Origin of the sequence: Haloarcula sp. R1-2 (genome assembly GCF_011627385.1) — an archaeon.
In the GTDB taxonomy this organism is placed as follows: domain Archaea; phylum Halobacteriota; class Halobacteria; order Halobacteriales; family Haloarculaceae; genus Haloarcula; species Haloarcula marismortui.
Genome location: NZ_JAANTG010000005.1, coordinates 101627 through 113076, shown reverse-complemented (window position 1 = coordinate 113076; position 11450 = coordinate 101627). Strand labels below are relative to the sequence as shown.

Here is an 11450-nt window from a genome sequence, read left to right as displayed (position 1 = left end):
TGCCTTCGAGCGGAGTCCAGACTGTATGGCAAATGATACTGTAACCCGCCGTTCTGTGTCTCCGGCATTGTTGAAGAGTTGGCTGGCTTCGCACTCGGACAGCTATACTTTTGTTACGACCGAGGATGTCATAGAACGATACGAATCGTATTCCTTTCGCTGCAATCGAGATGAACTATCCGTTCACTACACCTGCGTGTTAACTATGGGCAACTGGGGGCTCAGCGCCGTGCGGAGGTGGGGTGACAATGAAGAAGACAGGTGAGTGCTGATGCCCGGCAAAGTGAAAGAGTACGTGAAGATACCAACCTATCATACAAAACCAGCACAGTTTCACCAGTAGTCAATATAGAATGCCCACTGATCAGGAAGCATTCTGTCGGCTGTGTTAAATAGTGCCCTCTGAGCGACGCTGAAGTGACACCGATCTTTAGACCACCGGCACAACCCCTGAGGGCCCAACTCAAACCTGACTACTTTGACTAACGCCGCTACGCAACAGAGCAGTCAACTGAGCTAGAGCCAAGTGCCGTCTAGAGGCTCGAGAGCCAATCCAACACCGCGGCTGGATCTCCCAAAAGGGCGCGTGTATACCGACGAGATAGCCACGCCACGAGGTTGACGATATTCAGCGTTAGCAGAAACAGGACGGCGCCGATGGCCGAGAACAAGAGCGCGTCAGCCAACGAGTCGACAGCCCACTCACTGACTGTGACTACGAACTCCGCACCAACTAGCACGTTGCCCCACGGAATTGACAGTGACGGCGCAAGCGTGACCGGGTCAGCGGGAAAGATACCGACACGCAAGCCGAGTTCATCGTAGAACACCGGTGTGGCGAGAAACGTAACCGACGTTGTCAGTCCAGTCACGAGGAACACGAAGGCACCGATACCAATGGGGAATTTCAAGAGGAGATGGCCACACTCGGTCCACGTTCGACGGTTCACTATGAGCGCTCGCAGGCGGCCTAGGACGCTACCGTCCCGGAACGGATACGGTGGCGTGGCGATGTCGGTATCGAGTAAGAGATTGGCGAGCAAACGCTCAACGGCACCCAGTCCTCGAACAATAAGTAATGTCACGATGAACAACGGTATGCCAATAATAAGGACAGTCAGCGGCACTGCAATCGAAAACCCCGTAACGAGGATGACAAAGTACGCTATCCCGAAGGGAAAAGCCAACCCGAGATAGAGGAGATGGAGGTAGGTCCGAGGTTGCAACGGCGTGACAACGATAGATCGGAGGGAGGGCAACGATGCTGGCACAAGCATATTTTGGAAAGCCGCCGTCTAAAGATATTGGAGGACTGCAATATCTGAGACGTGGGACCGTAATTAATACCTCAAGCGGTACAACCACATTTTGATGGAGCCGGCCGTCGAGCCGGATGAGGAGCTCCTCACGCTCCTTGACGATGAGAACGTCCGGACGATCTTGGTCGAGACAAGAGAGGAGTCTCAGTCGGTTGAGGCGCTGAGCAACTGCTGTGGGGCCGATGACTCGACAGTGTATCGCCTCGTGGACCGGCTACAAGATCGAAATCTCCTCATCGCTCATCAGGAGCTGGACCCCGATGGCCACCACTACAAGACGTATTCGGCCCGGTTGGAGCGGGTCGAAATCGAATTTACCAACTCGGGCGTCGAGATTGATGTCGACCGCCGTGAACCGCCTTCCGACCGCTTTACGCGCCTATACGAGGAATTTACCGGATGATCTGCAATAACCACATACCGCTGCAAGTGACTGTGGAAGGTGGTGCAACGGTGACCAGCATTGCGGCGCTGATTACCTTTCTTGTGGCGACAGTGCTCGCCGTGCTCGTTACATATCGATTCCTGCAGGGATATCTCCAGTCGCGTTCTAGGCCCATTCTACTACTGGCCATCGGGATGTTCCTGCTGGCTCCAGCGCCAATGCTCCTCCGTCTCACTGCAGGGAATATTATCACTGTGACTACTCCAGTACGCGTTTTATCAACCACCGCGGTCGAAGCAATGGGACTGCTCGTTATCCTCGCAGTCATCTATCAGGGGGACCGATGACTGTGCTAGATACCCTCGCCACGGTTGGTGCAGCCGGGACTGCACTGCTCGGTATCATTGTCGCGTCGTTGGCTTTCCGCGGCTACCGACGCAACGACAGTCCGGTGATGCGTGGGTTGGCAATCGGTATCGTGGCTATCGCTGTTGTTCCGTTCCTCGTCGTCGAGGTAGTTACCCCACTACTGCCGCTGACTGACGCACAGGCCCTTCTGGGCGCGACACTCTCACACACTATTGGTCTGCTTGCCATCTACCGGACGTTCAGTTCTAGTTAATAAATCTTTCCCACAGCTGTCAAACCTACAGCCATCAGTGTGTATATACCACCTATCCGGACCTCTGTCTACCCGTGAGACAGATGATGGAAACGACTGCAGGTGACACGCTCCAACAGTTCGTCACCGCACCGGTTCGTACAGCGACGTACAAGAGACTGCTCTACCTCCTGCTCGCGTTCCCGCTGGGGGTGGCTTACTTTGTTGCATTCACCACAGGGTCCTCCCTCGGCCTCGGGTTGGCATTCACACTCGTGGGCCTTCCGGTCTTGCTCGTGACGCTTGTCGCCACGACGGGAGCAGCCGGACTGGAAGCTCGCCTCGCAACGGTCCTGCTGGATCAAGAGGTGGCAACCCCTCCATCGCCACGAGAGACACTTGACTCCGATGACGGCTATCTTGCGGCGGTGTGGCGTTTTGCCACTGAACCGACCACTTGGACGAGCGTAGCGGTAGTCCTCCTGAAATTCGTGTACGGGATAGCGGCTTTCGTCGTCACTATCACCGGCACCGCGCTAGTCGGCACGCTGTTGGCCGCCCCTTTCGTCTACGACGATCCAGGAGTAAACTACCAGTTCGGACAGTACGCCGTCTCAACCCTTCCAGAGGCAATCGGTGTTGCCACCGTCGGTGTCGCCGGAATCTGGATACTGTGTAATGTCATCAACGTGGTTGCTGCGGCCGGCGGCCTCATGACCGATGCATTCCTCTCCGTCGGACGGGAGCGTGCGGCCTAATGACAAGTGCCACCACGCGATCATCGTCGGGCTCCGACGAAATGCACGCCGGACCGACGGCCGACGAACTACTGTCGTGTCTGGAAGACCAGTACACCCGCCAGATCGTGACTGCCTTGCAAGGTGGCCCCATGCCAGCGCGTGATATCGTCGCGGCCTGTGACTGCTCACGACCGACGGTGTACCGTCGACTCAAGGAGCTGAAGGCAGCTACCGTCGTCACCACGGCGATGCGGTACGACCCGGACGGTCACCATCGGAAAGTATTCACACTCCAAGTCGACCAAATTACGCTTAAACTCCAGTCAGACGGGATTATCGTCCACACCTCGTAGTCCTGTCACAAATGCGTCGGGAAACGAGACGATTGTCCAGCTATCGGGTTTCCGGACCCGCAATTCGGTCATTAGTTCTTCTTCTCTCGGCAAGCAGTATCAGCACTCTGGCTGGCGTAGGGGCGATTTTGTGTCCCCCTCGGAGTCAGAGGAGATCGGAAAGCGCACACAGCCAAATAGGCAACCAAGGTACCTATCGCCCGCTCCGCTCGTCCGTGCCGAAGCGGACAGACTCCTCTGGGAAACTCATCCTCCGTCCTCTGTATTCAGCAGCTGACTCCTGGCATCTTCTGGTGAGGTGGTCCGATCCGCACTGAATATATGGCCCGAGTCAGTCAGCAGAGAGGGTCACGATAGGCCGCAGAATAGTGAGAAATTTCTAAGAGGTTAGGTTTTGAATAGGTTCCCCTGCGGTGTGCGATTTCGGCGGTCAACCAGTGTGGGACCGGAGCGGACTCAATCGGAGCGGTGCAATCGTGAGACTCCTGTCGTGGAACGTGCAAAGGTCTGTCCCGCCAGCGGGGAACAAAGACCGAATCAGAAGGCAGGTGTCGTTCATCGAGACTCAACGCAACGCTCGATACCACTACAGCAAACGCTTCGGCATCGCGTCGACCGATAGGTTGTTGAACAAGCGATAGCGACGACAGTGACACGAGACACGACGGTGAGGCTACTGTACATTGTGGTGAGTCTGCTGTTACAGAACGGGTAACGGTATCCTCACCACGAATACGTGGCGACGCCCCGCCGAGGCAGGCATCGCCTCTGGCGGTGGCCGGACAAGGAGTTCAGCAATATGATCTGCCGAGCAGCGTGGACGGCCCTCGCGGTGCGTCGGGCCGTCCCCGTAAATCGTCCCCAGACGATCGGTGCCACTGGTAGTCACCGACCGAGCAGCGTCTGCCTGAGTGGAAGCGCTGTCGCGTCGGCAGCTAAACGCCGCCAACAGCGACAGTTCGTGTCTTCGATCAACACTCCTCGAGGGCTATCGACGACTGAGCACAACAGACCCAGTGACTCAGGCCAGGCTAACTGGCGATGCTTTGTGAGGTGCTGATAATTGTTTGGTTCATCGTGGCCAACGAACGAAACCCATATTATAGGCGTGTGACACGGACGGATGTCAGCGCTATCCGAGATTAACGTTGATGGCTTTGGTCTGTGTAAATTCGTCGATAGCTTCAGCAGCGTTCTCCCGACCGGTGCCGGACTGTTTGTAGCCGCCGAAGGGCTGGCCCGCCGACACGTCGTTGTAGTGGTTCACCCAGACGACGCCGGCTTCGAGACGCCGGGCTGTCTGGAGGGCCTTAGTCACGTCACCGGAGATGACGCCAGCGGCGAGGCCGTAGTCGACGTCGTTGGCCAGTTCGACCACGTCGTCCTCGTCACTCCAGGAGAACGTCTCCATGACGGGACCGAAGATTTCTTTCTGCACCGAGGGATGGTCGTGGTCGATATCGTCGATAACGGTCGGTTCGTAGAACGCACCGCCGGCGAGCGACTCGTCGTCGGGTGCGCTGCCGCCGGTTCGGATGGTTGCACCGCTCTCGCGGGCGGCCTCCACGAACTCGTTCGTTCGCTGGACCTGTTCGTCGGAGACTTTCGGTCCCATGTCCGTCTCTTCGAGGAGTGGGTCACCGACGGTCATGCCGGACGCGGCATTGGTGAACGTCTCGAGGAACTGCTCTTCAATATCCTCGTGAACGAACAATCGGGAGCCTGCAGCACAGCACTCGCCTTTATTGAAGAAGATGGCCATCATCGCCGCCTCGACTGCCTCTTCGAGGTCGGCGTCAGGGTAGACGATGACGGGACTCTTTCCGCCGAGTTCGAGCGTCGTCTTCTTGATGTCCTCCGCGGAGTTGCGGATAATTTCTTTGCCGACTTCCGTCGAACCGGTAAAGGAAATCTTGGGCACGTCCTCGTGGGTCGAGAGAGGGGCGCCGGCGTCCTCACCGTAGCCGGTGACGACGTTGATGACGCCGTCTGGAACGGTGTCGTCGACGAGTTCCATCAGTTTGAGAGTGGACAGCGGCGTCTCTTCAGAGGGTTTGAGAACCACCGTGTTGCCGGCGGCGAGAGCGGGACCGCACTTCCAGATGGCGATGAGCAGCGGGAAGTTCCACGGTACGATTGCGCCGACGACGCCGTAGGGTTCCTTGACAGTGAAGACCTGTTTCTCCCGGTCGAAGAGGTCGTTCGTCTGACGTGTTTCCCCGTTGACGTTGCGGGCGGCGGCAGCGTAGTATGTGAGGTGGTCGATGACCAGTCCCATGTCGCCCATCGCTTCGGTGATCGTCTTGCCAGTATCCAGCACTTCGAGCGTGGCGAGAGTCTTCTGGTTCTCTTCGACGGCGTGGGCCATCTCTGAGAGGACGCGCTGACGCTCTCCCGGCGAGGCGTCCTTCCACCCCCCGTCGAAGGCCTGCTGTGCAGCCTTGACTGCGTCGTCGATGTCGGCAGCGTTGCCCGCGGGCACTTCACCGAGTACCGCATCTGTCGTCGGATCTCGGGTCTCGATTGTCTTGTGGCTATTGCCAGCGACGAACTCGCCACCGATGTAGTGGGAGAGGTTGTCCGGTATCGCATCTGCAGCGGCGTCCCGATGGCGTTGTTTGATTGCACTATCCGTCTCTGTGGAATCATCACTGGCTGTACTCATACTGGGCCAGTAACAATATTTGTCACGCGATAGTAAATAATTAATTGATATTATATTATACTTCATTACTATACAGCACAATATATGAGAGTGTAATATTACGATGCTGGTCAGTGAATTGTATAATCACGCTATCTGGGGCGACGAGTGGTACGTTGGTCGATATAGCATATCCGAATCCCGCCAATGGAGGACCGCTGGCTGCGGGAAACAAGGACTGAATATGTATTATATTTCCAACATTTGCGGCCATAGCATAGTTGGAGAACACTTATTGCGATTGCGAACCCAAACTGGAACGAACAGAACACAATGATCAACGGGAACGATTTCGAGTTCGATCTCTCACCCCGCGATGTGGCTATTCTCAAGGCTAGAGTGAAATATCCCGAGAAGCCTGCCAGTAAACTTCGTGATATCTTGGAAGAAGAGTTTGATATCTCACTCTCTCACAATCGCGTGAACGAGATCCTAAACGAGATGCGCGACGAGGATGTGTTCTCGATGCGTGCAATCCCAAATCAGAACATCTTCGAATACTATATCTTTCAGGTTGCCTTTCATTATTCGAATTTTGATGAGAACTGGGAGCGTTGCTACAAACGATTGCTCGACGACCCGCACGTGATGTTCTTTGCCAGCGCGGACGACTACCACGAGTGGCAGTTCATCGCGCAATTCGCATCACCAGAGCAGAGTGAGGCGTGGCGTCACGACTTCGTCAGGGAGTACGGCGACTTCATCGCACAGATAGACAAAACGGCATTCCCGACGGTCCATAAGTTCGAGACGGCAGCAGCTGTCTTCAACGACCTGCTGCGAGATATGGGCGGTGAGGAGTATCTTGGGGACGGAGAGCAGGAGACTGGCGAGCATGAGGAGACTGACCGCGTCTCGGTAAATCAGTAAACTATCCCACCCTATTCGCTTGTGCTTCTGCCGGGGTCGGAAGGCAGGCGCTGGTCAAGCGTGGCACCTCCGCCTTGATTTAGGTGAACGCTTATTTCGGTTGCTTACGCAGTGTGCGTAGAGACACCAGTGAACAAGGTGTGTCAGTAGGGTTAGGATGACATCTCATTCAGAGATCGACACACTGCGAATCAAGGCCCGGCACGCGGAGCTTGCTGAATCGCTACTTCCGTCGGGACCACTCAAACACTTCGTCGATGGCGAGTGGATTACTGGACGTGGCGACGACACGTTTCAGTCCATAGATCCGACGACGGGTGAGTCGCTGGTGGGCGTCTACGAGGGGACCAAAGAGGAAGTCAACAGAGCGGTCGATGCCGCCTGGGAAGCATACGAGCAACGCTGGTCAGAGACCACGCCGGCGGAGAGACAGCAGTTGCTCCTGACAATGGCCGACCGACTCGAAGCACGCGCCGAGGACTTCGCGCTTATCGAGGTACTCGACAACGGGAAACCAATTACTGAGGCTCGCGAGGACATCGAACTCGCCGTCGACCACTTCCGATACTTCGCCGGTGCCGCCCGAAATATCGAAGGAAAAACCGTCCCACACAAGGAGTTACACATCCAGACCCGACGAGAACCCTACGGCGTCGTCGGACAGGTCGTCCCCTGGAACTTCCCGCTGTTGCTTGCCACCTGGAAACTTGCGCCGGCACTCGCCGCCGGCAACACGGTCGTCCTCAAACCAGCCGAGCAGACACCGATTTCACTGCTTACGTACATGCGCGAGATTGCGGACGTGTTACCAGACGGCGTCGTCAATGTCGTCACCGGATTCGGTCCCGAGACAGGTGCGCCGCTGGTCTCTCATGAGCGCGTTCCAAAGGTGGCTTTCACCGGCTCGACGGAAGTGGGACAGGGCGTGATGAAAGCCGCCGCGAACACGATTAGTGACATCACGCTCGAACTCGGCGGGAAGAGTCCACTCATCGTTGCGCCGGACGCAGACCCGGCAGAGGCAGCGGACATCGCTGTTGACGCGATGTTTTTCAACGGCGGCGAGTGCTGTAGTGCCGGGACACGACTGTTCATCCACGAGAGCATCGCAGACGAGTTCGTCGACGCGTTTCTCGACGCCGTTGGCCAACTCCAAATGGGCGACCCGCTTGAGGAATCCACCGACATCGGCCCACAGGTCAGCCGTGCAGAAGTCGAAAAGACGCTGCACTACATCGGCCTCGCCAGGGACTCAGACGCAAGCATCCTCCGGGGCGGTGGCACTGTTGAGGAGGGAATCCTCGCTGAGGGCTGTTTCGTCGAACCGACTGTCATCGCGGACGTCGGCGCCGACAGCACCGTCGCGACACAGGAGATTTTCGGACCCGTCGAGATCATGCTTGAGTGGGACGGTTACGACGAGATGGTCGCACGCGCGAACAACGTGGACTACGGCCTTGCTGCCGGTGTGGTGACCGACGACCTCTCCTTCGCCCACCGCATCGCCGAGGACATCATGGCCGGCAACATTTGGGTCAACACGTTCAACCGTCTGCCGGCAGGCCAGCCCTTCGGCGGCTACAAGCAATCCGGAATCGGTCGAGAAGGAGCGATGGAGACGCTTCGGGAGTATACCCAGACGAAATCCATAACGATGGACCTGGGCGATGGTCAGTAGCCGCTGAGGTTGAACTCGCCCATCTGCGTGTAGGTCGTAATCCCTGAAGCGTGTGGCACTTCGTCAGTGGGAGCTTCCATCAGGAGCCAGAAGAAGACTTCCTCGCCCTGAATCGGTTCGTCATCGACATACTGTGCGGGGTGGTAGAAGTTGAGTTCCGGCATCGGCTTCTGCGGATTAGCTCGGATCACCTCGCCTATTTCGTCGTCTTTTGGCCTGACAACAACGACTTCTTTCAGGTTGTCTAGCGGGATGTCGATGGTTTCCGGACCATCAGGGTTCGTAAACCGGAGTAGATGCTCTTCGCTCACATCGTTACTGCCGAAATAGAACTCGGTTTCGGGGGTCTGCCACTCGTTGCCGTCGAATATCTTCGTCTCGACACCATCTGTGGTCCCCGGCGTCGGCTTCGTCAGCCAGTTTTCCAAATAGTACTGCGCGGGGCCGTCGTTCTCGCGCTCGCGGTACTCGTAGAACTCGTTGACGTAGCCGGGCCCGTGCCGTTGGAACACCGGCATGAAGACGCCGTCCTCGTAGAACTGGTAGTTGATGTAGTAGTTGTACGGTGCGAAACGATGTCCAGAGTGGAAATCACGCGCGTTCTGGACTGCACCCGTGTGGTAGTGCGTACGGATGTTGAACCCCGCCGGACGGCCCTGTGTCGATGGGTATTCCGTCTTTCCGAGGATTCCGGGACCGCCGAGACTGAGACTGTGAATATCCCAGTAAAGGAGTTCGCCGCTGATGACCGGCTCGTGGTCGGGGAACATCCACTCGCGGGTGTTCCGGCCGTTTCGCTTGGGCATGTCGTAGCAGGTGGACGTGCTGTAGGGGGCAGTCAGCGAGAAGACCGGCTTCCCGTTGAAGTCTGCGCTGACTTCGGCCCCGACCGTCCGGGGACCACTCCAGGTTATCGACCAGCCGTCCTGTTCGAATTCGTTCGGTGGCTCTTCGATGCGGTGGTAGCCGTTGGGAGCCGTAATCTGTGGCCGTTGCATCACCGGCGGTTCCGGAACCTCGCCCAGCACAGACTCGCCTACGGTCCCGGTGTTCTGGGCTATCCTGTAGGCCGGGTGTTCGGCAAAGTCGTTGACGATGTGTACGTCGAGCAACTCGGCTTCCTCACCAGTCACGTCCATGAAGCCGCTGACAACCTTCAGTTCACCCCCGTCCATCACGAAGTACGCGAGGTTGGAGGCTTCACCGTGGGCGTAATCGCCGTAGCTGGTGATGATTTCTGCGGCCTTGACCATCGGGTACCACTCCTTGCCCTCGAGGTGTTGCCAGATCTCTTCTTTGTCCAGCATCTTCTCGTGGCGTGCCCGCTGGGTGTCGTTCCAGTTGCCTCGCGTCCAAGTCACGTCGATCGGTTCGTTGATTTTCAAACCGACGAGTTCGTCGGTCACTCGGTCGACCAGTCCGTAGGCGACCTGTCGGTTCTTTGCTGTGACCTCGAACGGCGTGTCGTCTGGACTGCCATCGACGGCCATCCCGGTGGTCCCTTGGATGCTAACCGCGTCGAGGCGGTTCGTCAGCGGGTCGTATGCTTCGAAGGAGGCGACCCAGTCGCTGGCGACGTCGTTGACACGCGGGTCGGAGACCAGTGCCTCGACGGCCTGGCGCTTCCGGTAGGCCCACAGGTCCTCGAACCCGAAGTCGCTCACGTCGCGGGGTCCGATGCGTCGCGCGGACGTGATTCGTTCGTCCGGTTCGGGCGGCTCGAGCGGTTCCGCTGGTTCGTCTGGAGTCTGGCTTGGTGCGGCTTTGGGTTCTGACGTCGGCGTACCGTCATCGCTGCCACCCATACTACAGCCAGCCAGTGATGCACCCGCTGTGATGCTCAGAGCAGCGATGAACTTCCGCCTGCTCGTTTCGCTGATTTTGTCACGGATGTCTTCGTATGACATGACGTAACACATTATGATATCAGACATCACTTATATATTGGGGAGATACTAAAATTCGCTATCTAGACTTTCTCTTCACCGTTCCTTGTTCCGCCTGCGGAGATATTGCCGAAAAATCCCACTATCTGCTATCAAAATCGTAACCAAGACGCGATTGCGGGATATTCGAGTTCTTTTCGATTTCGCTGAGGGAGTGAAAGCTCCAGAATAACTGCGAAAACGTCTCGAATTTGTCTAGCACTGTTGCATATACTAATACGAGATTCTGTCGCAATCTCATTGTATAATTCACTCACCCAAACATATATTGAGCTGGTCTCGCTTGTGCATACTGTTGATAATGACTAGTTCATACAGCAGGCGGACACTCCTGCGCACTGCGGGGGTCGCAGTTGCCGGTGCCGTTGGCGGATGTGGCGGCGATTCCACGGCCCAAGATATGGACGAATCGAGTGACGACACGCCGTCTCCGGAAGCGACACCCGCTAACACGTCTGTGGAGACCGAAGGGCCACCATCTGTCGACGAGTTCCTCTCGGAGACGGACAACTACGACAGCATCGTCGACAAGACTGGTTCTGACTCCGTCACGGTCGACGTTGGTATTGAGGCCAACGGCGCGTATTTCGGCTTTGGTCCGGCAGCGATTCGCGTCGACAGCGGGACGGTGGTCACCTGGGAGTGGACGGGCCAAGGAAGTACTCACAACGTCGTCGCACAGCACGGTACCGATTTCGCGAGTGAGCAAAAGTCACAGGAGGGCGCGACGTATACACAGACCTTCGACGAAGCCAAGACGGTGCTGTACGTCTGTGTCCCGCATGAGGGCGTCGGTATGAAAGGCGCTATTGTCGTCGAATGAGTGGACAAATCTGCTTTCTGCGCACCGGCTG

Annotated in this window: 11 protein-coding genes and 1 pseudogene; 9 read left to right on the top strand and 3 right to left on the bottom strand. The window is 57.0% G+C overall.

Annotated features, from left to right (window positions below):
* Positions 1 to 533 precede the first annotated feature (533 nt).
* A complete protein-coding gene (locus tag G9C82_RS18405; RefSeq protein ID WP_127014947.1) occupies positions 534 to 1277 on the bottom strand; it encodes a sensor domain-containing protein in 744 nt (247 codons plus the stop codon).
* Positions 1278 to 1371: 94 nt separating this feature from the next.
* On the opposite strand from G9C82_RS18405, the gene G9C82_RS18400 reads away from it, so the two are divergent.
* From G9C82_RS18400 to G9C82_RS18375, 6 genes and pseudogenes are all read left to right on the top strand, one after another.
* Positions 1372 to 1722: an ArsR family transcriptional regulator gene (locus tag G9C82_RS18400; protein ID WP_127014946.1), complete on the top strand. Its 351-nt coding sequence runs from the start codon at positions 1372 to 1374 to the stop codon at positions 1720 to 1722.
* Positions 1723 to 1748: 26 nt separating this feature from the next.
* On the top strand, positions 1749 to 2051 hold the full coding sequence (locus G9C82_RS18395) for a hypothetical protein (protein WP_347237909.1): 303 nt from the start codon (positions 1749 to 1751) through the stop codon (positions 2049 to 2051).
* Positions 2048 to 2326 carry a hypothetical protein gene (locus tag G9C82_RS18390; protein WP_004966836.1) on the top strand — a complete coding sequence of 93 codons (279 nt, stop codon included), beginning with the start codon at positions 2048 to 2050 and terminating at the stop codon, positions 2324 to 2326. The genes G9C82_RS18395 and G9C82_RS18390 overlap by 4 nt, the downstream gene beginning before the upstream one ends.
* An 86-nt stretch (positions 2327 to 2412) precedes the next feature.
* Positions 2413 to 3063 carry a sensor domain-containing protein gene (locus G9C82_RS18385; protein ID WP_127014945.1) on the top strand — a complete coding sequence of 217 codons (651 nt, stop codon included), beginning with the start codon at positions 2413 to 2415 and terminating at the stop codon, positions 3061 to 3063.
* Positions 3063 to 3398 (top strand): winged helix-turn-helix domain-containing protein, encoded by a 336-nt coding sequence (locus tag G9C82_RS18380; protein ID WP_127014944.1) that lies wholly within the window; start codon positions 3063 to 3065, stop codon positions 3396 to 3398. The genes G9C82_RS18385 and G9C82_RS18380 overlap by 1 nt, the downstream gene beginning before the upstream one ends.
* 554 nt (positions 3399 to 3952) lie before the next feature.
* A pseudogene (locus G9C82_RS18375) lies at positions 3953 to 4283 on the top strand (ISH3 family transposase); the annotation flags it as partial.
* A 247-nt stretch (positions 4284 to 4530) separates the two neighbouring features.
* On the opposite strand, the gene G9C82_RS18370 reads toward G9C82_RS18375, so the two are convergent.
* A complete protein-coding gene (locus G9C82_RS18370) occupies positions 4531 to 6063 on the bottom strand; it encodes an aldehyde dehydrogenase (protein ID WP_127014943.1) in 1533 nt (510 codons plus the stop codon).
* A gap of 312 nt (positions 6064 to 6375) precedes the next feature.
* Here G9C82_RS18370 and G9C82_RS18365 point away from each other — a divergent pair, with 312 nt between their 5' ends.
* Both G9C82_RS18365 and G9C82_RS18360 read left to right on the top strand, forming a co-directional pair.
* Complete coding sequence (locus tag G9C82_RS18365; protein WP_004966832.1) at positions 6376 to 6972, top strand: hypothetical protein; 597 nt, start codon at positions 6376 to 6378, stop codon at positions 6970 to 6972.
* A gap of 157 nt (positions 6973 to 7129) precedes the next feature.
* Positions 7130 to 8650 carry an aldehyde dehydrogenase gene (locus G9C82_RS18360; protein ID WP_127014942.1) on the top strand — a complete coding sequence of 507 codons (1521 nt, stop codon included), beginning with the start codon at positions 7130 to 7132 and terminating at the stop codon, positions 8648 to 8650.
* On the opposite strand, the gene G9C82_RS18355 is transcribed toward G9C82_RS18360, so the two are convergent.
* Positions 8644 to 10557 carry a hypothetical protein gene (locus tag G9C82_RS18355; RefSeq protein WP_241244141.1) on the bottom strand — a complete coding sequence of 638 codons (1914 nt, stop codon included), beginning with the start codon at positions 10555 to 10557 and terminating at the stop codon, positions 8644 to 8646. The two genes, G9C82_RS18360 and G9C82_RS18355, sit on opposite strands and share 7 nt — an antisense overlap.
* A 439-nt stretch (positions 10558 to 10996) precedes the next feature.
* Here G9C82_RS18355 and G9C82_RS18350 point away from each other — a divergent pair, with 439 nt between their 5' ends.
* Entirely contained in the window at positions 10997 to 11419 is a 423-nt protein-coding gene (locus tag G9C82_RS18350; RefSeq protein ID WP_240940568.1) for a halocyanin domain-containing protein, read from the top strand.
* Positions 11420 to 11450 lie beyond the last annotated feature (31 nt).